This window comes from Acinetobacter pullicarnis (assembly GCF_006352475.1).
Taxonomy (GTDB): Bacteria; Pseudomonadota; Gammaproteobacteria; order Pseudomonadales; family Moraxellaceae; genus Acinetobacter; species Acinetobacter pullicarnis.
Genome location: NZ_VCMZ01000001.1, coordinates 2,681,845 through 2,703,325, shown reverse-complemented (window position 1 = coordinate 2,703,325; position 21,481 = coordinate 2,681,845). Strand labels below are relative to the sequence as shown.

Here is a 21,481-nt window from a genome sequence, read left to right as displayed (position 1 = left end):
ATGAAAATATGAAGTTGTAGCCGCAAGGTAATTTAAAAACGTTATTCGCTATGAGAAAGAGTAATTGAATGAAAAGAAAAATAGTATTGGCGATGGCATTACTGGGCGTTCAATCTTTGGCCTGGTCTGCTGAAATTACCGTTGCGGCAGCATCGAGTCTGAGCGATGCGTTTAAAGTGATTGCAGCGCAATTTGAAAAACAACATCCAGCGGTTAAAGTCAATTTAACTTTTGGTTCTTCAGGCACGTTATTACAGCAATTGCGCTATGGTGCGCCAATTGATGTGTTTGCTTCTGCTGATCAGAAGACCATGAATGATGCTCAAAATTTCTTTCTAATTCAAAATGCGACACGGACAGATTTTACCTCCAATCGCTTAGTATTGATTACTTCAACACGTAACCCAATCATGATCAAAGATTTAAATGAACTAAAACATGCAAACATTAAGCATATTGCGATTGGTAATCCGGCTTATACCCCAGCGGGACGATATGCGCAGGATGTATTAGAACAAAAACAATTGTGGATCCCACTGCAACCCAAACTGATTAAAACTCAGAACGTGCGTCATGCATTGGCGTATGTGGTCAGTGGGGAAACAGAATTAGGTTTTGTGTTTGCTTCGGATGCACAAAGTCAGGCCAACAAAGTACGTGTCGTGATGAATCTTGTGAGCACCACCCCGATTCGTTATCCAATCGCAGCCGCAGCGAAAAGCAGTCAGCCTGCTGAAGCTAAAGCCTTTATACAGTATGTGAAAAGCAATGCAGCGCAACAGGTACTCAAACAGCATGGTTTTGCTTTATAAATGAATTGTGATTTGGCTTTTAAAATGACTTTTAAATGGTTTTTAAATGAGGTTAAAAGAAATGATTTATTTTAAGGGCTGATCAAATCAATAGGGTGGCTTGATTGATATGCAGGAAATTTGGATTGCTTTATGGCTTTCACTGAAAGTTGCAATATGTGCGACAGGTATTAACTTGGTGTTGTGTATTGTCGTTGCTGCGGTATTACATCGTTATAAAAATAAATTTACCGATCTGATTGATACGATTTTAACTTTACCGATGGTGCTGCCACCCACCGTACTTGGCTATTATCTTTTGGTGTGTTTTGGTCAAGAGAGTTCTTTGGGTCGATTATTAGAATCACTTGGGATTCAACTGATATTTACCATTAAAGGGGCGATTTTAGCCGCTGCATTTGTCACTTTTCCCTTGGTGCTTAAACCCATTCAAGCCGCTTTTGATCAGATTCCGCAAGTATTAAAGGATGCATCAAAAGTGATTGGATTAAAATCTTGGCAAACTCTTTTGGTGGTGATTATTCCATTATCTTGGGAATCCGTGCTGGCTGGATTACTCCTTGGATTTGCACGTGGCCTGGGTGAGTTTGGTGCAACTTTAATGATTGCAGGTAGTATTCCCGGAAAGACCCAAACCATTTCCATTAGTATTTGGGAAGCTGTGCAAGCGGGGAATGATCAATTGGCAAATGTGTTGGTTGGAATTATATCCGTGGTCTGTATCATTATTTTGTTTGCTGTCAAACGGATGAATAAGCAAACTTGGAAACAGCGGTGCTAAGATGAATGCATTTTATAACATCAATATTTTCAAACAAAGCCAAGCAAAAGAACCGAAAGTATTACTTGATTGCCGCTTTATATCGAATGCCGCTTCGGTGGTGATTATGGGCGAGTCTGGCGCTGGGAAATCACTGTTCTTAAATAGTATTGCAGGATTGGTGAGGCCTGATCGTGGTGAGATTAAGATTCAAGATCACACCCTTTTTGATCATGCACAGCAGATTAATATTGCGACACGTGATCGACAAATTGCATATTTATTTCAAGATCTGGCGTTATTTCCACATTTAACTGTTGCACAGAATATTGCTTTGGCCAGTTCCAAATCAATTCGAAGTTTAATCAAATCCAATGCACAACAACTGTCAAAACCTTGGTTGGAAGAGATCGGCTTAGCTGAATATGCGCAGGCCTATCCCAATCAACTTTCTGGGGGACAAAAACAACGTGTGGCACTGGCCCGTGCGCTCGCAACTCAACCGCAAATTTTATTATTAGATGAGCCATTTTCAGCGTTAAATCATACGTTATGTATTGAAATGCGGCACTTTGTAAAAGAGATGCTGCAGCACCAGAATATTCCCATGATTCTAGTGACCCATGATCATGCTGATGCCGATTTCTTTGCCGATGAATTATGGTATATGCAACAAGGACAGCTCAGTCAAGGCCATCTTTTTGATTGAAAAATCGTATTTTTTCTGAATAAACCAAGCCTTTTAAAGCCCAAAAATAACAGCTATCCACCTGTGCTCGACATGATTCGAATCAGTTTTAAGGGCTGTTCAACAAAGTCATGTTGCAGCGGTTTTAAATTAATCGCATTACGAATCGCTTGTTGCAACGTATGATCATCAACCTCTGCTTTTAATAATGGCGCTAAAGGGTATTTTTGCTCTTGGCCTAAGCACATATATAAGGTGCCATCTACGGTTAGGCGGACACGATTACAGCTTTGACAAAAATGCTGCGACATCGGGGTAATATACCCCATCGAAAAAGTACCTTCAGCATTTTCCCAGTATTGGGCAGGGCCCTTACCATATTGGCGTGCGGAAGGAATCAGGTCGAGTTCCTGACTGAGGCGTGTAATGATGGGTTGAAGATTAATATACTGATGATTTTGTGCAGTTGCTCCCATTGGCATCAGTTCAATTAGTCTTAAAATAAAATGGTTCTGCATGCAAAACTTAACCACTGCATCAATTTCATTTTCATTAATGCCTTGCATTGGCACCATATTAATTTTGATGTGTTTGAAACCAGCATCTTTCGCTGCCGCTAAACCGGCAAGAACTTTGTCTTTTGCATCAAAGCCAGTAATTTTAGCCACACCCTGACGCGTCAGTGAATCAAGACTGACATTAATTCGATCTAAGCCAGCTCGTTTTAAATCGTGCGCATAATGTTCTAATTGGGTGGCATTGGTGCTGAGTGAAAGTTCATGCACACCTTCGATTGATTTTAACCGCTCGACCAATTCAACAATATTTTTACGTAATAACGGTTCACCACCGGTTAAGCGAAAGTGATGTGTCCCCATGGCTGCAAATTGACGTACAACACGCTCGATTTCTGTAAAACTCAACCAATGCTTTGGCTTTTCAAATTCAGTAAACCCTTTAGGCATACAGTAGGTACAACGTAAATCACATCGATCCGTAACTGAAATGCGTAGGTAGTCGATAGTTCTGCTATAACGATCTATGAGCATGGCCGTGGCTTATTTGAATTGGTTAAACTTTAATTTACATCAAAGTGCAGCGTGGGTCTTTTAGTCAAAAGGACAGATGTACTAGTTCAAAAGTGGTAGATGCTCGCGCAGACGTCACTGAGCAGATGCTGCTTTAAAGAGATACTGAGTAACCACAATTCCAATCGCTGAAAGGCTTGCCATTAAGATACCGACCCAGAACCATGAGGCTGTCATTGAAACGATGCCAGCAACAGCAGGCGGCAAGAGAAACTGAGAAATAGCAGAAACTTGCAAGATCAGTCCAACAGTTGCACTAATCGCAATCGGTTTTACCGCGAAATGCAGTGATTGCGAGAGGATGGTCGCTGCGACTAATCCGCCAAACATGGAAAAGCTAAACACCAAGGCATATTGCAGCATAAAGGGCAGTTGATTCTGCATGGTATAGAAGGCAAATGCACAGACCAATAAGACTGAAAAGCCAAATTGAACCAAGGTCTTGGAACTGAATCCACGTTGTAATAATAAACCACATACGGAGGTGCCAATGGCATTACTCAACGCCACCATGGCAGTGAGTAGCCCAGCGACTTTCAACGAGATCATATTATGTTGATAAATGGTGGGTAAAAAGCCGATCAGGGTAAACCACTGTCCGGTATACATGGCAAAAATAAAGGCCAAACACCATGCTGGCGGATGTTTTAGGGTCGAGGTCACGAGTTCCGTAATTGCAATATTTTTTGCAACGGGACTGGCCTTAGGCACCCATTTCCATATAACGAGACAAAGCAATAAACTCAGCAAGGCCAGCAGCAACCACAGACTTTGCCAGCCAAGTGATTCAATCAAAAATGGTGCAAGCAGTAAACTAAGCCCGACCCCAGTTCCCATATAAGACGACCACAATCCAATTTTGGCATGTAACTGTTCAATCGGTACCAATTGGCGAATATAGGCTGGTGCACTTAAGGTCACCAGTAAGAAGCCAAAGCCTTCAACGATCCGAGAAATAAATAATGCCTGCATCGAATGTGAAAATGCACCAACTGCACTGGCAACGCTGAGTAATAGCAAGCCAATTAATACACAGCGTTTTAGCCCAATCTTCTCGACATAACTTCCAAGTGCTAAAGCACTGACCATTCCAGCGCCTTGGATTAATGACAGCAGTAATCCAGCTTGTACCAAGCTAATGCTCAATTCTATTTGTAAGGCAGAGACCGCAGGAGGGAGTTTACCAACATGCATTGCCGCAATAAATCCGGCGCCAATAATCCATAAATCCGCGCTTAACCATCCTTTGGTCACGTTACTATTCTCATAATATGATATATCCCCCTCACTGTAACAAGAGTTAGGCGTTGTTTTTATTCAAAGTTCAGTTTTTATAATTGTTTTTAACTATCAAATTATAAACTTAAGTGTAATTTTCATTTTTAATGGCTAAGTTTTGTGCAGCCGAATAAAAAATCCGACGGATTAATCGGTCGGATTTTGTTTTTTTAAGCGGGGGCTATTTAACGTATTTCACTGCAAACGCTTACGGACTTAAATTGATTTGAGTACGCTGCGTTGGGTGACTTATTCAGCACTTTGCAAGGCTTTTAAATCAAGCAACAGTTGTTCAGCATGACCCGCTGCTTTGACTTTACGGTATTCTTTGACTAACTGTGACTGATGGAAAATAAAGCTAGAGCGCTCAATGCCCATCACTGTTTTGCCATACATATTTTTTTCTTTGATCACATCAAAGAGCTGACACAGGACTTCTTCTTTATCACTGATTAAGTTAATCGTCAGTGCCTGTTTTTCTGTGAAGTTTTGATGTGCTTTGACTGAATCACGAGAGATCCCAATCACTGTGGTATTGAGCGCTTGGAACTGATCTTTGAGGCTTGAAAAATCAGTGGCTTGAGTGGTACAGCCCGGTGTTGAATCTTTCGGGTAAAAATATACAACCAGCCATTCAGTCGGCATTTGGCTGAGATTAACTTCACCGGTTGTTGCAGGGAAGTTTTGATTTGGCAGTTGAATTTGTTCGAATGACATTAGCACTACTCCATAAAAAACGAGCCATTCCGTAGATATGGCTCGTTTATTCTTAATTTATAGTCACAACAAACTTCGATCTTGGACTATGAACGTTAAGGTCAATCGATTACTTGGCTTGAGCTGCTTTCATTGCTGCTTCAGTTAAGCTTTTCAACTTTCCAGTCAGTTCTGGACCAAAACAAGCTTGTAACTCTTGGTTTTGTTTTTGCACAAAAGCGAGGGTTGCAGGACTTTTCTTTTGGTTAATCGCGCTTTGGATTTCCCATTTTTGGCCATTGGTCAATTTTGCATCAGACTCAATCGCACAGCCGCAATACTTCGCGACTTCAGCAGCGGTTAGTTTTCCACTTTTGGCTGTTTCAGTTTTACAAACGCCGATCAGTGCAGATTTAATATTGGTGCTTTTATACGCTTGCTGTAACTCTGCTTCAGCTGCAAAGCTTGTGCTTGCGAACAATGCAGAAGCAGAGAATAACGTTGAGAGTACAATGCGTGATTTAAGAATTTTCATAAATTTGACCTGATTATAACGGTGTATAGCGTGTTGGGTCTGCAATGCTTGCATCGATAAAACCTTGTTTGCGTAATCGACAGCTATCACATTTTCCACAAGCACGCCCTTGATCATCGGCTTGGTAGCATGACACAGTCTGACTGTAGTCGACACCATGTTCAATCCCCAAGCGGATAATATTCGCCTTGGACAAATGTAGCAAAGGCGTTTCAATTTTTAAAGGTTTTCCTTCAATACCGACTTTGGTTGCCAGTCGCGCCATATTGGCAAACGCATCAATAAACTCAGGACGGCAATCTGGATAGCCAGAATAATCGACTGCATTGATGCCAATTACAATCGCTTCGGCACCATAAACTTCTGCTGCTGCAAGCGCATATGAAAGAAAAATAGTATTGCGGGCAGGCACATAAGTAATTGGAATACCTGCTTGTTCTTCTTCGGGAATTTCAATGGAGGTATCTGTTAATGCTGAGCCACCTAAGCTGCCAAGATCAATGTTAATCACACGATGCTCAACACCTGCTTGCGTCGTAAGGGTACGCGCAGCATCAAGCTCTGTGGTTGAACGTTGACCATACATAAAGCTTAACGCAATACACTCATAACGCGCTTGCGCCCAGGCTAAACACGTCGTTGAGTCTAAACCACCAGATAACAACACTATGGCACGAGGGCGCATTTCATAATCTCCACGTTATACATACAAAACTTTTCAAAAAAATGGGTATTTATTTAAAACGACTGCATTTTAAAACAGTTACATTTTAAAGGATGGTTTTAAAAATTAACGACCCGTTTCATCATTCCAAAGCAGTTTATGTAATTGCAATTGGAAACGAACAGGGAGGTGATCTTCTAAAATCCACTGAGCTAAATCGCGTGCCAATGCAGGTAATGCCACTGCACCTTTTTCAACCGCAAATGCAGGAGAGAACCAAACGGTACTGACCAATTGATCAAGTGCATATTGGCTCACTTGTGCTTTCGACCATTCATAGTCTTCACGGTTGCAGATCACGAATTTAATTTGATCATGCTGAGTTAAGTAATCGAGGTTACTCATTAAATTACGCTTTTGTTCACCTGAACTTGGCGTTTTTAAGTCTAAAACTTTTGAAACACGTGGGTCAACCTTAGAAACATCTAAAGCACCGCTGGTCTCTAAAGAAATTTGACAACCCAAGTCCGCAAGACGGGTCATTAGGGGAAGGGCATTGGGCTGTGCCAATGGTTCACCACCCGTTACACAAATATAGGGGGTTTTATAATCTAATGCTGTTTGGACAATTTGCGCTAAGGATTGGCGTTCACCACCTTCAAAAGAATAGGTGGTATCACAATAATGGCAACGTAAAGGACAGCCTGTGAGTCGAATAAAGACAGTCGCTAAACCGGCCGCATTCGCCTCTCCTTGCAGAGAATAGAAAATCTCCGTGATGCGTAAACCCGCAGACGGATCAGAAACTGGAATAGCAGCGGAGCGCAAGGCAGACATAACAATAGGACCACTTAGATAGAGAAACTTAGAAAAACAGACTTTAAAACGAAAGCTTAGGATTGAAGCTTAAAACTGAAAACAGCACAGACTAAAATGCAAAAATCTCTACGACCAGATCTGATCGTAGAGACTTGAAACTAAAGAAATTAGTCTTCGCGCAATAAATCATTCAAACTGGTTTTAGCACGTGTTTGTGCATCAACTTTTTTCACAATAATCGCAGCATACAGGCTGTGTGTACCATCTTTAGACGGTAAGCTGCCTGAAACCACCACCGAGCCAGCAGGTACGCGACCGTAATGGATTTCGCCAGTTTCACGGTCATAAATACGGGTCGATTGACCAATATAAACACCCATTGAAATCACTGAACCTTCTTCTACGATTACGCCTTCAACAATTTCAGAACGTGCACCGATAAAGCAGTTGTCTTCGATAATGGTTGGGTTGGCTTGTAATGGCTCAAGTACGCCACCGATGCCTACGCCACCAGACAAATGCACATTTTTACCAATTTGTGCACATGAACCAACTGTTGCCCATGCGTCAACCATGGTGCCTTCATCGACATAAGCACCGATATTGACATAAGATGGCATCAACACAACATTCTTGGCTTGGAAGCTACCTTTGCGCGCAACGGCAGGCGGTACAACACGTACGCCAGCTTCTTTGAACTGTTGCTCAGTCCAATTTGCAAATTTAGTCTCTACTTTGTCGTAAAAACTTAAGTCACCAGAACCCATCGGTTTGTTGTCATTCAATTTAAATGACAGTAAAACCGCTTTTTTTAACCACTGATGTACAACCCACGCACCATCGATTTTTTCTGCGACGCGTAAGCTACCATTGTCTAAGCCAGCAATGGCTTGTTCAACGGCTTGACGGATTTCAGCTGGGCAATCCGTTGCTGAAAAATTTGCACGATCATCAAAAGCTTTTTCAATAATATTAGAAAGCTGAGTCATGTTCTTCCTTCCCAAAAAATTTTAAAGATTTTACACTATATTACGCAGATAAAGGCTAAATTTCAGCAAAGCCAAGACTTATCTTTTATAAACTGTATTTTAAATATGCGAATTTACATTTTGAGGTGTAGGTTAATTTGACCTATACCATGTAAAATATGATCTGTTTAGCGGTTTTATTTAAAATAATACAATCGATCATGATGAGCGCGCATTGGTTATTTTTGCCTGAATTTAAGGGCGCCAACGCAAAATTTAAAGATTAAAACATGAGCGATACCGCGTGCATGTGGGGAGAGTTTTTTGAAGGTATTTAAAACAGCTGTTGTGGCTGCTGTATTGTGGGTTCCTACAACGGTGATGGCCGATCTGCAAATTGTAGATGTCGAAAAAGTTTTTGATGCTACAAAATTAATTCCCACAGGTGTGCGTGCTGATATTGGCACAACAGGGTATGGCGGCAGTTTACTTTGGGGTGTCAATCCGCATGTCAGTCTAGCCTTGGGCTATCATGGGGGGGATTTGTCTTGGCGTGGGCATCGTCATCTCAGTATTCATGGTAATAAGTACTCGACCGACAGCCATAACAATAATCTTTATTTGAACCTTGAGCTGCATCCTTGGGGAACCAATAGCAATCGCTATATCAAAGGACTGTATTTGGCAACGGGTGTGGCCTATCTTGATCAGGCCAATGACCTTAAGCGCCACATAGATTCAGGCCAAGGTTTTCAGGTCAATCATCAAGCCTTTACTGCGGGTGAAAATGGGGCTGAGATTCGTGGGAAGATGCAATATCAAGATGATTTTGCACCCTATATTGGTCTAGGTATCGCACCGATGGTTAATCGAGAGTGGGGCATGTTTGCTGAAGTTGGCGCGTATTATACTGGTCAGCCAAGGTTGAGCTTAAGCCGCGTTGCAGGGGGGACGACATCTTCTGGAGAAGATCAAGCACTGGATCAGGCAATTCAACACGAAGCGAGCGCATTGGCCAATCATCAACGTTATCAGTGGTTGGCTGTGGCAAAAGTCGGTTTCAACTATTATTGGTAAAAATGGCTAAAGACGATTACTAAAGAAAATGAATAAACAAGAAAAGTAAATAAATTAAATTGCCCATCTGCAGATGACCTCAATTGCTGAAGTCATCTGCATCAAACTGATTTAGTCTTCTGGGTACGCGACTTTTTTTAAGGCTTTTACATCGGCGGCTGGAGAGCAGAGGGAAATAAATTCGTAGCCATAGCCACGTAATAAATGCCCTTTACGCACGGCAATCCAAGTGGTGTTAATGCCAAAGATATCGATATCAATTTGTTTTAAACGATGATCGCGCTCATGGTCATAGGCCACATTGTTGACAATCCCGATGCCCATGCCAAGTTCAACATAGGTTTTAATCACGTCAGCATCCAGCGCAGACATAACAATATTGGGGGTAAGATTCGCCTGATCAAAGGCTTGGTCTATTTTTGAACGCCCAGTAAAACCACCGTGATAAGTGATCAGTGGGTATTCAGCCAATTTCTCTAAGCTTAATTCTGCTGTAGAAAGCTGACTCAATGGATGCCCTTGCGGGACTAAAATACAATGCTTCCAGTCATAAAATGAGATGCTGACCAAGTTGTCTTCATTGGTGAGCGATTCAGTTGCAATCCCAATATCGGCCAAACCAAGTGAGAGTAATTCTGCAATTTCGACAGGACTGGCCTGTTGTAAAATTAAATGAACTTTGGGAAATAGTTTTTTAAAAGCATTGACGATCGGTGGTAACACATAACGCGCTTGAGTATGTGTGGTCGCAATGGTTAGGGTGCCTTCATCAACTTTGTTGAAGTCATCTGCCAGACGTTTAATATTGTCTGAATCAATCAGCATTCTTTCAACAATGCTGAGCAGCGCTTGGCCAGGTTCGGTTAGGCCGAGCAGGCGTTTGCCTTTACGGATAAACAACTGTACCCCAAGTTCATCTTCTAAGTCTTTAATATGCTTACTTACCCCAGATTGAGAGGTATAAAGCGCTGCAGATGCTTCAGTTAAATTAAAATTTTGCCTAACCGTTTCTCTGATTATTCTAAGCTGTTGAAAATTCATGTACTGCTTACCTTAAATATTGATAAATCAATTAAGATCGATCTAAAAGTGTTTATGCCGCATCATCTGCAAATAAATGTAGGGTAGATGGGCGAATCCATACTGTTTGATTGGGTCTAAATTGATGCATTCGGGCTTGCTCTGGACTGAGTTCTATTTCAATGAGTTGTCCATTACGGCCTGCAAGCTCTGTCATGACTTTTCCTGCGATCCAGAGTTCACGCAAGAAGGTCGCTTGAATGGCGTTTTCGGTCGGCTGTGCATAAATCTTTAATTCATCTGGACGTGCAAAAGCAATAACTTTACCTAACGGTCCATGTTGCAGTTCTGTTAACGCTATACGATCTTCACCAATATGAATGACACCTTGATGGTTTTCTGCTTCAAAACGATTGGCTTGACCGAGGAAATCAAATACAAATGGCGTTGCTGGTGTTTCATAAACTTCACGCGGCGAACCGATTTGCTCGATATTGCCTTTGTTCATAACCACGATTTGATCGGCAACCTCGAGTGCTTCCTCTTGGTCATGGGTTACAAAAATAGAAGTAATATGCAGCTCATCATGCAAGGTGCGCAACCAACGACGCAGTTCTTTACGCACTTTTGCGTCTAAAGCACCAAAGGGCTCATCAAGTAGCAGCACACGTGGTTCAACGGCCAAAGCGCGCGCCAAGGCAACCCGCTGACGTTGACCGCCAGAAAGCTGAGCAGGGTAACGATCGGCAAGAAAGCCCAGTTGGACGAGGTCGAGTAAACGCATAACCTTCTTTTTGATCTCATTTTCGGATGGGCGAGTTGCGCGCGGACGCACACGTAGACCAAAGGCAATATTTTCAAAAACACTCATATGGCGGAACAAGGCATAGTGTTGGAACACAAAACCTACTTCGCGTTCCCGCACATGGGTATTGGTGGCATCTTCGCCTTCTAATAAGATTTGGCCACCATCTGCCGATTCTAAGCCTGCAATAATACGCAACAGTGTGGTTTTACCGCAGCCTGATGGGCCAAGCAGTGCCACCAATTGACCTTCAGGAAAGTCGAGCGAGATGTTTTTGAGTGCATGAAAGGCACCAAAATTCTTTTCGATATTTTTAACTTGAATACTCATGAATTCATTCCTGATCAAACACTTGAATCTTGTTGGGCACGGTCTTGTTTTTCCTGACGGTACTCCACCCAAGTTTTTAAAATTAAAGTAAATATGGCCAATAAAGCCAGCATTGAAGACACAGCAAATGCAGCGGTATACGAGTATTCATTAATATCGTTATACAAAATTTCGACATGCAGCGGTAAGGTATTGGTTTCGCCTCGAATATGTCCTGAGACTACAGAAACGGCACCAAACTCACCCATGGCACGTGCATTACATAGAATCACGCCGTAGATCAGGCCCCATTTAATATTGGGTAAGGTCACTTTCCAAAACGTCTGCCAACCAGAAGCACCCAAGACAATGGCAGCCTCTTCTTCTTCAATGCCTTGTGCTTCCATGAGCGGAATCAGTTCACGGGCTACAAAAGGTACAGTGATGAACACCGTTGCAATCACAATCGCTGGGGTTGCATAGAGGATTTTAATATCATGTTCAATCAGCCATTGCCCGATCCAACCTTGTGATCCAAAGATCAACACCAACATCAGACCTGCGATGACGGGCGAAACGGAAAAAGGCATATCGATGATGGTGGTTAAAATGGTTTTGCCCCGAAACTCAAATTTGGCGACACACCAAGCGGCGGTTACCCCAAAAATCACGTTCAATGGCACTGCAATTGCGGCAGTGAACAGGGTTAATCTAAGTGCTGACATGGTGTCTGGGCTAATCAGCGCCTCTTTATAAACTTCAAAACCTTGTCGAAAAGCTTCAGCAAAAACCAAAATCAAAGGCAGAACCAAGCAGCTGACAAAGAACAGCAGTGCAATCGTGATCAGGAGATAGCGGACCCAAGTCGGTTCGCGCGTTGCATCGCGGGATTGGAGTTTTTTAGATAAGGCATTGCTTGAAATATTTAAGCTCATCGTGCTGCTCTCCCTGTACGGCGACTGACCCATGCTTGAATTAAGTTAATAAAAAAGAGAATCAGGAAGGAAATCACCAACATCACCACTGCAATGGTGGTTGCCGCGGCATAATCATTTTCTTCTAACCGATAAATAATCATCAACGGTGCAATTTCGGTGTGAAAGGCTTTATTCCCTGCAATAAAAATGACTGAACCATATTCACCCACACCACGTGCAAAGGCGAGAGCAAAGCCGGTGAGCAATGCGGGGAATAGAATCGGCAGTAAAATTTTAGTGATAACTTGGAAACGATTGGCACCTAAGGCCGATGCGGCTTCTTCTAGCTCCGTTTCTAAGTCACTGAGTACTGGTTGCACTGTCCGCACCACAAACGGAATGCCAATAAAAATAAGCGCCAAAGTAATTCCGAGTGGGGTATAGGCGACCTGAATGCCTAAAGGTTCTAAATACTGTCCAATCCAACCGGTCGGGGCATAGAGTGCGGTTAAGGCAATCCCTGCAACTGCAGTCGGTAAAGCAAAGGGGAGGTCAATTAAAGCATCAACAATACGCTTGCCCGGAAAGCTATAACGCACTAAGCACCAAGCCAACAGTAAACCAAAGACCACATTGATTAATGCTGCAATTAAAGCCGTGCTAAAGCTGAGTTGTAAGGATTTTAAGATACGCTCAGAACGGATGATATCTAAAAAGCCATCCCATCCGATTCCAAGCGACTTGATAAACACAGCCGATAACGGAATAAGGACAATTAACGATAAATACGCAAGGGTAAAGCCTAGAGAAAGACCAAACCCTGGCAGTACTCGGGATCGCTGCGACATGTTGACTCCCCAAAATGAGAAAGCGCTTATTGAAAGCAATAAGCGAATAAAAAAAGTGAACCTAGAATAAAGAGCAGGATTTAGATTGCAAATTTGAAAAATAACTTCCCGTCATCAGTATTACTGATAAAGCGAGGTTTTTTCTCAGCAATCAAGTGTGGAAAAATTTCAGGGAATGGGCCAAAACCAGAAGCCACATTAATATGTCCGACTTGACCTAAATTACGGGTGGGCACTTGCCAAGCATGTGCTAACTGCTTGGCATCGTCAAATGCCAGCCAAGGATCATTCTCACTGATGATCATTTCACTCTGCACTTGAGGGCGCAATTGTTGAAAATAAGCGGCATAACTCTCTGGGCTTTCATGCGCAAATCCATTTTCCCCAAAACGTGATGGATTTGCTGGCGCCACCAAAAGCAATTTTTTAACTTTCGATGCAAGTGTGGGATATTGTGCCAAAGCAGCAAGACTGGTGAGACAACCAAAACTATGTGCGACAATTTGCACTTGATCCGGTGCAGTATTCAGCGCAGCAACCCAATTGGCTATCCAATTTTTTAAGATAGGGCGATTCCAGTCGGCTTGCGAAACACGTGAGCAAGACATGAGCTGACGTTGTAACCAAGATTGCCAGTGATCGGAACCACTTCCCCCTACGCCTGGGACAATTATGGTATGAATCATGTCGTTACTCCTGCTTGTATAACAATGCTGCCTGTTTATTAAATTGCTTTATTTGATCAAGCTATTTTGCTGAATTGCTTTGTACGATTTGATCGAAAATGCCGTTGTTGTCAAAATGCAGTTTTTGCACTTTAGCCCAGCCACCAAAGGCTTGATCAATTGTCACCAGTTTCAAGGGTTTAAAAATTTGGCTGTATTGCTTCAAGGTTTTTTCATTGCGTGGACGATAGTAGTGTTTGGCTGCAATATCTTGACCCGCTGGCGAGTACATATAATTGAGATAACCGCGTGCCAGATGAGTATTGCCATGTTTCTCCGCATTTTTATCAACAATAGCAACGGGTGGTTCAGCCAAAATTGACAAAGAAGGCGTGACGATTTCAAACTTTTCAGGTTGTTCACGTGCCGCTAAATAGGCTTCATTTTCCCAAGCCAGCAACACATCACCAATACCGCGCTCAACAAAGGTTGTGGTTGAACCACGTGCGCCAGAATCGAGTACTTTGGTGTGCTTATAGATTTGGGCGACAAAATCTTGCGCCTTGGCATCGCTACCATATTTATTTTTGGCCCATGCCCATGCTGCTAGATAATTCCAGCGCGCGCCCCCTGAGGTTTTTGGGTTGGGCGTAACGATCTCAACGCCTGGCTGGATTAAATCACCCCAATCTTTAATTTGTTTGGGATTATTTTTGCGCACCAAGAATACGATGGTCGAGGTGTAAGGGGTTGAATTATGCGGGAACTTTTTCTGCCAGTCTTTGGGCAGCAAATTGGTTTTATCTGCAATGGCATCAATATCGGCAGCCAAGGCCAGTGTCACCACGTCAGCACTTAAACCATCGATTACAGCACGTGCTTGTTTGCCAGATCCACCATGTGATTGTTTAAAGTTAATCTCTTGCCCAGTCCCTTTTTTCCAATAAGCACTGAAATGCTTGTTAAAGTCATCGTAAAGCTCACGCGTTGGATCATAAGACACGTTTAAAAAGTCTTTGGCGGCATAAGAAAAAGATGAAACAGAAACTAAAGCGGCAAGGAGTCCGAGTTTTATTTTTGAAATACGCATATAATATTCCCTGTTATTTTAAGTCGTTGACTGTGATGGGTGGAGAATATCCCTAGACGCTATCCATAAAAAATAATTAAAAACGAATTTTATATGACAAAAAACGATATAGCAGGTTTTTGGCTTTAACTTTAATTTTTGGGCAATCAATTGGATCGGCACTTATGTTGCAATGTTTTAAAAATGCTCAAGTTGTTGAGTCATGTTCAATCACAGATCGGGCCTTACATTATGGCGATGGCTGTTTTAGCACTGCGCGGTTGTATCAGGGGAAATTGCTGCTCAAAGATCGGCACTGGACACGGCTGAAACGGGCAGCGACGCAATTAAGTCTGCACTTTGATTTTGATTTAATTGAGAGCAGCTTAGCGCGGTTGGCACAACATGCGGCATTACACGATCAAGCACCTTTAAACGGGACTTTAAAAATATTAGTCAGCCGTGGTGAAAGTGGTCGTGGTTATAGCCTGCCACAGCAAGCGGCAGACGTGTATGTCTATTATTATCCGCATCAGCAAGCATTGCCCAGTATCGAACAATTCGACAGTGGTGTGCTTGATTTACAGATGGGACTATCTATGCCGAGCCTGGTTGGGGTTAAAAGCTTAAATCGTTTAGAACAGGTGATGCTCAAACAACAGGCAGATCAATGTGGATGGCCAGAGGCTTTGGTCTGTGATGTACAAGGCCATGTGGTCGAAGGCGTGAGCAGTAATTGCTTTTTTCAAATAAACGGGCAGTGGATTACGCCAGAACTTCGCTATAATGGCGTGCATGGCGTGATGCGTGCTGAAATTTTAGCGCGTATGCAGCAACAACAGTTAGAATGCACACAACGTTTGGTGATGGTCGATGAAATCGAACAGATTCAAAGTTTATTTTTCTGTAATGCCTTGGCACCGATGAAAGTTGTGCATCATTTAAATTTAAGAACTTTGGCGACTCAACCTTGTGTTGATTTATTTAAAACCTTGCAACTCGATATATTTTAAGACTTATGTCCAAACCCAATCCAAGTAAAAAACGCAAAGCAGCAAACTCATCGAGCAAAAACAAATTACGTTTTGTGTTGATGTTTTTTGCACTGCTGCTTTTGATCTGTGCAGTCGGACTTAAGCTCAGTTTGTTTAAAACCTATCCGATGCAAGGCAAGGAACAAAAGCTATCGATCAATTATGGCGAAACTTACAGCAGTTATATTGATCAGTTGGCGGTCGATAAAAAAGTTCCGTTCCCTATTATTCTGAAGTTATATCAACGCTTTTTTATTCATGACAGCATGAAAGCCGGGATTTACTCAGTGAAACAAGGTATGAGTATTCGTCAAGTTCTCGACATGATTGCCAATGCTGAAAACGCACAGATGAATCGTGTCTTGGTAATTGAAGGCACCACAGCCAAACAACTCATTGCGGCGTTGAAAAAAGATCCGTTGGTGAGCAAGGTGGTGACGCAACAGAGCCATGCGCAACTCTTAAAACAACTGAATATTCCATATGATCATGTTGAAGGGTTATTTGCACCAGATACTTATTTCTTTGATAAGGGCACCAGCGATCAACAGATCTTGAGTGATCTTTATCAGCGTCAAATGAAAATCCTTGATGCTGCTTGGGAAAAGCGCGATGCCAACTTACCCTATGAAAATAAGTATCAAGCGTTAATCATGGCCTCCATTATTGAAAAAGAAACCAGTGTTGATCGCGAACTGCGTCAAGTGTCTGGGGTTTTTGTGCGCCGCTTAAAACTGGGAATGCGCTTACAAACCGATCCAACTGTAATTTATGGGATGGGTGAGCAATACAAAGGCAAAATTACCCGCGAAGACCTGCGCACCACAACAGCCTATAATACTTATCGAATTAATGGCTTACCGCCAACGCCAATTGCATTGCCAAGTAAAAAAGCGATTGAAGCTGCCATGCATCCAGATCAATCTGATGCGATTTATTTTGTTGCCACCGGCAATGGTGGGCATAAATTTACCAGTAATTTGCAAGACCATAACCGTGCAGTGCAAGACTATCTGGCGGTCATACGCGCTAAAAAGAAGGAATGAAAATGTTTATTAGTTTTGAAGGTACCGAAGGTGTGGGCAAGACCACACTGATCAATAAACTCTACGAACATTTCTTACAGCAGAATAAGCAAGTGGTGTTAACCCGTGAGCCTGGTGGAACCCCATTGGCAGAACAGATTCGCCAGTTTTTACTGTCAACGACGCATACCGAAAAGATGAGCAATGACACCGAGTTACTGCTGATGTATGCGGCACGTGCCCAGCATATCCAAAATGTGATTAAACCTGCTTTAGAAGCAGGGCAAGTGGTGCTTTGTGATCGCTTTTGTGATGCCAGTTATGCCTATCAATGCGCTGGACGAGGTTTGAGCCCAGAGAAATTACAGCTGCTCAATCAACACTTTGTTAGTCGCATGCCCGATATTACCTTTTGGTTGGATGCGCCAATTGAACTCGGCATGGCCCGTGCCCGCGCACGTGGTGAATTGGACCGCTTTGAACAAGAGAAAATGGAATTCTTTGCCAAAGTTCGCTCAGGCTATGCTGAAATTTATCAGCAGCAACCCGAGCGTATGAAACGTCTTGATGCCAGTCTTGGCCCTGATCTGGTTTTTGCTCAAGCTTTGGATTATCTCTAAGCGTTTTGTGCTGCGTGATGGTTTTGTGAGGGGACGTTGAAATAACTGAGCGCTTGGGTTTTCATTTAAGCCTTTATCTTATTTGCATTTTTCAATATGGTTGAGGCAATAGGATCAATCAACAAGGAATGTAATGAAAACGACTCAGGCAGAAATCCAACAGTTTTTACAACGTGAATTCCCGCAAAGCTTAGAACATTGTGTCATTGAAGACGTGGTCAGTATGGGGGCGACGCTTAGACATAAAATTTCACTTGATCAGCTTAGACCCGGTGGCACCGTGTCTGGCCCCACCATGATGACATTGGCAGATTTTGCTTTATATGTCGCAATCTTGGGTGAAATTGGTTTGGTTGCACTGGCAGTGACCACCAATATGAATATTAACTTTTTGCGTAAACCAGCAGGTGGCCAAGATATTCGAGGTGTTTGCAAGTTAATGAAAGTTGGCAAAACTTTGATTGTCGGTGAGGTTTGGATTTACTCCGTAGATTCTCCAGACCCAGTTGCGCATGTCACTGCAAGTTATTCGATTCCGCCACGCCGTGAACTGCGTTAGTACGAATAGGCGAACGGGGGCCATGCAAAGTAAAATGGCTGAATAGCACTATTTTTTGGCTGATTGAGCAGATGCGGCAAAAGACCACACGGGTAAAATAAGAATCATTCTTAAATAGGAGAGTGATCATGTATATCAAAGAAACTCAAAACTTCCCTGTGGTCAAAATCAGTTATCAGCTTGAAGATGCGCTAAGCTTTGAAGCCAATATTGCAGCGTATGAAGCCTTACTGGCTCATGAAAAAACGTTTGTGTTTATCAGTGAAGGGCCATTTCCGCAGCAGCAGGCCAGTCACGATGAACGCAAAAAAGTGGCAGCTTGGGTAAAACAAAAACGTCAGACCTTGACCACCTTTGTTAAAGCCTTAATACATGTTGAGCCTGATGAACAGATTCGCTTAAGTGCTCAGAAATTTGCCAATAATTTCATTAAGTTTTCAGGCTATCCCATGTTTGTCGTGGCCAATCAAGCACAAGCACAACAGCTGATTCAGGCGGTACTTAAAATTTGAGAGAGCAGTTTACTGGATATGGATACACCGCTAAATAATCGTTTTGCCGATACGCTCAACCGTCCTGTGGTCATCATTAAAATGCAAGAACAGGTTCCTGATTGGGAGCTTGAGTTACATCAACATCCTAAAAATCAGTTTGTGGTTACTTTGAATGGCCTAATGACCTTAGAGACAGAGCAGGGGATTTGGATTGTACCGCCCAATAGCGCGCTTTGGATTCCCGCCTTCACGCCACATGTTGGAAAAAGTTACGGTTATTCTTCAGGTTATGTTGTATTTATTGATCGTGAGTTGGGAATTGATATTCCCAACGACTTTCAAATGTATCAGATCAGCGATTTTCTCAAAGCCTTATTACTACGCGCAGAACAGATTCCCTTTGAATATGAAACGGCACAAGATCAGCGCCTAATGCAATGTTTAATTGATGAAATTATTAGCGCCCCTCAACAATTTTTCTATTTACCGATGCCGCAAGATTTACGCCTGAAAAAGATTTCTCAAACGGTATTACAACATCCAGAGCAAAATTTAAGTTTAGCGGCATGGGCGGAACGCTGTTGTATGAGCGAACGCAGTATGACGCGGGCATTCCAAGCCGCAACGGGTATGAGCATCAACCAATGGCGGAAGAAGCTGCATATTTTACTGGCATTACAATGGTTAAGTGAGGGCAGTGCGGTACAACGTATTGCTGATCGCCTTGGTTATGACAGCGATACCTCATTTATTTTAATGTTTAAGAAAATTATGCAAGTTTCACCGAAACGTTATTTTAAAACGCATCTGCAACACGCGCGTAGCGCTGATACAGATGCGGAAATCGCTGCTGAGATTGCTGAATGCCCAATGCTTTTGCATGATTCGATAGGCAGCCATAGCAGCCAATGTTGAGCCGCCCGACCTAGCAAAGATCGGGGCTGTCTACATTGACCAAGGGCTGTTCAACTTGAAAATTGGGTGGATTCAATACCGTTTTGCGTAGTTCCGTGGCAAGTTCAGGATAATCGAGCGTGTAGTGCAAGCCACGGGACTCTTTACGTTGCATGGCGCAGCGTACAATCATTTCGGAGACTAAAACCAAATTACGCAGTTCAATCAAATTCTTACTGACATAGTAATCTTGATAATATTCGGTAATTTCTTTTTTGAGCATCTCGATACGGTGTAGCGCGCGTTGTAGCCGCTTGGTGGTGCGCACAATGCCGACATAGTTCCACATGGTGGCACGCAGTTCATCCCAATTTTGTAGAATCACCACATCTTCATCGGCATCGGTGACTTGAGAGGTATCCCACGCTGGAATGCTTGGATAATCAAAGCTTGGGTCAAAGTGCTGTTCAATATGCTGTGCAGCACTCATGCCATAGACAAAACACTCCAGCAGCGAGTTGCTGGCCATCCGGTTGGAACCATGCAAACCAGTATATGCCGTTTCACCAATGGCATATAAGCCGGGCAAGTCGGTTTGGCTATGTTCATCGACCATTACGCCACCACAGGTGTAATGTGCGGCTGGCACCACGGGGATCATCTCAGTGGTGATATCAATGCCGAGTTCAAGCAAGCGTGCATAGAGGGTTGGAAAATGTTCTTTTACAAAATCTGCAGGCTGATGGGTAATGTCTAACCAGACATGACGTATGCCTAAGCGTTTGATTTCAAAATCGATGGCACGTGCGACAATATCACGTGGTGCCAATTCAGCACGCTCATCAAAGCGCAGCATAAAGCGCTCACCGCTCGGTAAGCGTAAATAGGCACCTTCACCGCGCATCGCTTCAGTAATCAGAAAGGAGCGTGCTTGAGGGTGGTAAAGACAAGTCGGATGGAATTGGTTGAACTCCATATTGGCGACGCGACAACCAGCACGATAGGCCATGGCAATCCCATCACCTGTGGCAATATCTGGATTTGAAGTGTACAAGTACGCTTTCATGGCACCACCACAAGCGAGGGCGGTAAAGGGTGCTAAAAAGGTATGTACGGTTTGATGTTGTTCATCAAGTGCATAGAGCCCCAGTGCACGGTTTGGCTGGGTATCACAGCCAAGTTTGGCGTGACTGATCACATCAATTGCAATAAAGTTTTCGAAAATCTGAATGTTGGCTTTTTCTTGCGCGCGCTGCACCAAGGTGGTGGAGATCGCTTTGCCCGTGGCATCTGCAGCATGGATAATACGACGCTGAGAATGGCCTCCTTCACGGGTTAAATGCAGTTGCTGATCTTGATCAAGAGTAAAAGCAACGCCTTGTTGCAGCAAGAAATCGACAGAAGGCTTACCACCATTCACGGTTTGCTGAACGGCATCTAATTCACACAGATCCACACCGGCAATCATGGTGTCATCTATATGTTGCTGAATAGAGTCGGATTGATCCAAGACTGCAGCAACACCGCCTTGCGCATAATAGGTACTGGCATCGGTTAAATGAGATTTTGCAAGAATGGCAATTTTAAAATGTTCAGGCAGAGATAACGCTAAACTTAACCCTGCACCGCCACTTCCTACAATGATCACATCAAAATGATGTGTGCTGTTCAAATTAGACATGTCCATCAGCTAACTGGAAAATAGTCCGTTTATCACACTCTTTTTTTATCTATAATTCAAGCCTTATCCACTAAAGAATAGGGCGAATGAGATAAAAAAATACGGAAAAAGTAGAAGATAGCTGATTTTGAGTGTTTTTGACTAAGATATTGTTTT

At 42.9% G+C, this 21,481-nt stretch carries 24 protein-coding genes; 10 read left to right on the top strand and 14 right to left on the bottom strand.

The window, feature by feature from the left end; all coding sequences use genetic code 11:
• Positions 1–68: 68 nt before the first annotated feature.
• The 3 genes from modA to FD716_RS11900 all read left to right on the top strand — a co-directional run bounded on the left by modA (position 69) and on the right by FD716_RS11900 (position 2,281).
• Positions 69–812, top strand: a complete 744-nt coding sequence (gene modA / locus FD716_RS11910; protein ID WP_139852541.1) for a molybdate ABC transporter substrate-binding protein — start codon at positions 69–71, stop codon at positions 810–812.
• Between the two features lie 109 nt (positions 813–921).
• Positions 922–1,593: a molybdate ABC transporter permease subunit gene (modB, locus tag FD716_RS11905; RefSeq protein WP_125298111.1), complete on the top strand. Its 672-nt coding sequence runs from the start codon at positions 922–924 to the stop codon at positions 1,591–1,593.
• Between the two features lies 1 nt (position 1,594).
• Positions 1,595–2,281, top strand: a complete 687-nt coding sequence (locus FD716_RS11900; RefSeq protein WP_139852540.1) for a sulfate/molybdate ABC transporter ATP-binding protein — start codon at positions 1,595–1,597, stop codon at positions 2,279–2,281.
• Positions 2,282–2,334: 53 nt separating this feature from the next.
• Here the strand turns inward: FD716_RS11900 and moaA are convergent, their stop codons facing one another.
• The 7 genes from moaA to dapD form a co-directional block, all read right to left on the bottom strand.
• The gene (gene moaA, locus FD716_RS11895) at positions 2,335–3,309 is read right to left on the bottom strand and encodes a GTP 3',8-cyclase MoaA (RefSeq protein ID WP_139852539.1); all 975 of its coding nucleotides are present in this window, start codon (positions 3,307–3,309) and stop codon (positions 2,335–2,337) included.
• Between the two features lie 114 nt (positions 3,310–3,423).
• Positions 3,424–4,602, bottom strand: a complete 1,179-nt coding sequence (locus FD716_RS11890) for an MFS transporter (protein ID WP_228714946.1) — start codon at positions 4,600–4,602, stop codon at positions 3,424–3,426.
• 273 nt (positions 4,603–4,875) lie between these two features.
• Entirely contained in the window at positions 4,876–5,343 is a 468-nt protein-coding gene (locus FD716_RS11885; protein ID WP_139852538.1) for a peroxiredoxin, read from the bottom strand.
• A 109-nt stretch (positions 5,344–5,452) separates the two neighbouring features.
• A complete protein-coding gene (locus tag FD716_RS11880) occupies positions 5,453–5,857 on the bottom strand; it encodes a hypothetical protein (RefSeq protein ID WP_139852537.1) in 405 nt (134 codons plus the stop codon).
• A gap of 13 nt (positions 5,858–5,870) precedes the next feature.
• On the bottom strand, positions 5,871–6,542 hold the full coding sequence (gene queC / locus FD716_RS11875) for a 7-cyano-7-deazaguanine synthase QueC (protein WP_139852536.1): 672 nt from the start codon (positions 6,540–6,542) through the stop codon (positions 5,871–5,873).
• A gap of 105 nt (positions 6,543–6,647) precedes the next feature.
• The gene (queE, locus tag FD716_RS11870) at positions 6,648–7,358 is read right to left on the bottom strand and encodes a 7-carboxy-7-deazaguanine synthase QueE (protein WP_139852535.1); all 711 of its coding nucleotides are present in this window, start codon (positions 7,356–7,358) and stop codon (positions 6,648–6,650) included.
• Positions 7,359–7,507: 149 nt separating this feature from the next.
• The gene (dapD, locus tag FD716_RS11865; protein WP_139852534.1) at positions 7,508–8,329 is read right to left on the bottom strand and encodes a 2,3,4,5-tetrahydropyridine-2,6-dicarboxylate N-succinyltransferase; all 822 of its coding nucleotides are present in this window, start codon (positions 8,327–8,329) and stop codon (positions 7,508–7,510) included.
• A gap of 303 nt (positions 8,330–8,632) precedes the next feature.
• Here dapD and carO point away from each other — a divergent pair, with 303 nt between their 5' ends.
• Complete coding sequence (carO, locus tag FD716_RS11860) at positions 8,633–9,385, top strand: ornithine uptake porin CarO (RefSeq protein WP_139852533.1); 753 nt, start codon at positions 8,633–8,635, stop codon at positions 9,383–9,385.
• Positions 9,386–9,496: 111 nt separating this feature from the next.
• Here carO and FD716_RS11855 read toward each other — a convergent pair whose 3' ends face one another.
• From FD716_RS11855 to FD716_RS11830, 6 genes are all read right to left on the bottom strand, one after another.
• The gene (locus tag FD716_RS11855; RefSeq protein ID WP_139852532.1) at positions 9,497–10,426 is read right to left on the bottom strand and encodes a CysB family HTH-type transcriptional regulator; all 930 of its coding nucleotides are present in this window, start codon (positions 10,424–10,426) and stop codon (positions 9,497–9,499) included.
• A 52-nt stretch (positions 10,427–10,478) separates the two neighbouring features.
• Entirely contained in the window at positions 10,479–11,540 is a 1,062-nt protein-coding gene (locus tag FD716_RS11850; RefSeq protein ID WP_139852531.1) for a sulfate/molybdate ABC transporter ATP-binding protein, read from the bottom strand.
• A 14-nt stretch (positions 11,541–11,554) separates the two neighbouring features.
• Complete coding sequence (gene cysW, locus FD716_RS11845; protein WP_139852530.1) at positions 11,555–12,454, bottom strand: sulfate ABC transporter permease subunit CysW; 900 nt, start codon at positions 12,452–12,454, stop codon at positions 11,555–11,557.
• Positions 12,451–13,284, bottom strand: coding sequence for a sulfate ABC transporter permease subunit CysT (gene cysT, locus FD716_RS11840; protein WP_139852529.1), 834 nt, complete (start codon positions 13,282–13,284; stop codon positions 12,451–12,453). The genes cysW and cysT overlap by 4 nt, the downstream gene beginning before the upstream one ends.
• Positions 13,285–13,364: 80 nt before the next feature.
• Complete coding sequence (locus tag FD716_RS11835) at positions 13,365–13,970, bottom strand: alpha/beta hydrolase (protein ID WP_139852528.1); 606 nt, start codon at positions 13,968–13,970, stop codon at positions 13,365–13,367.
• 61 nt (positions 13,971–14,031) lie between these two features.
• Positions 14,032–15,039 (bottom strand): sulfate ABC transporter substrate-binding protein, encoded by a 1,008-nt coding sequence (locus FD716_RS11830; RefSeq protein WP_139852527.1) that lies wholly within the window; start codon positions 15,037–15,039, stop codon positions 14,032–14,034.
• A 167-nt stretch (positions 15,040–15,206) separates the two neighbouring features.
• On the opposite strand from FD716_RS11830, the gene pabC reads away from it, so the two are divergent.
• The 6 genes from pabC to FD716_RS11800 all read left to right on the top strand — a co-directional run bounded on the left by pabC (position 15,207) and on the right by FD716_RS11800 (position 19,665).
• Positions 15,207–16,031 (top strand): aminodeoxychorismate lyase, encoded by an 825-nt coding sequence (pabC, locus tag FD716_RS11825; RefSeq protein WP_139853677.1) that lies wholly within the window; start codon positions 15,207–15,209, stop codon positions 16,029–16,031.
• A gap of 5 nt (positions 16,032–16,036) precedes the next feature.
• Complete coding sequence (mltG, locus tag FD716_RS11820) at positions 16,037–17,098, top strand: endolytic transglycosylase MltG (RefSeq protein ID WP_139852526.1); 1,062 nt, start codon at positions 16,037–16,039, stop codon at positions 17,096–17,098.
• A gap of 2 nt (positions 17,099–17,100) precedes the next feature.
• Positions 17,101–17,697: a dTMP kinase gene (tmk, locus tag FD716_RS11815; protein ID WP_139852525.1), complete on the top strand. Its 597-nt coding sequence runs from the start codon at positions 17,101–17,103 to the stop codon at positions 17,695–17,697.
• A 133-nt stretch (positions 17,698–17,830) separates the two neighbouring features.
• Positions 17,831–18,256, top strand: a complete 426-nt coding sequence (locus FD716_RS11810; protein WP_139852524.1) for a PaaI family thioesterase — start codon at positions 17,831–17,833, stop codon at positions 18,254–18,256.
• Between the two features lie 128 nt (positions 18,257–18,384).
• Positions 18,385–18,768 carry a hypothetical protein gene (locus tag FD716_RS11805; protein ID WP_139852523.1) on the top strand — a complete coding sequence of 128 codons (384 nt, stop codon included), beginning with the start codon at positions 18,385–18,387 and terminating at the stop codon, positions 18,766–18,768.
• Between the two features lie 18 nt (positions 18,769–18,786).
• Positions 18,787–19,665, top strand: a complete 879-nt coding sequence (locus FD716_RS11800) for an AraC family transcriptional regulator (protein ID WP_139852522.1) — start codon at positions 18,787–18,789, stop codon at positions 19,663–19,665.
• Between the two features lie 10 nt (positions 19,666–19,675).
• Here the strand turns inward: FD716_RS11800 and nadB are convergent, their stop codons facing one another.
• Positions 19,676–21,331, bottom strand: coding sequence for an L-aspartate oxidase (gene nadB, locus FD716_RS11795; RefSeq protein WP_139852521.1), 1,656 nt, complete (start codon positions 21,329–21,331; stop codon positions 19,676–19,678).
• Positions 21,332–21,481 lie beyond the last annotated feature (150 nt).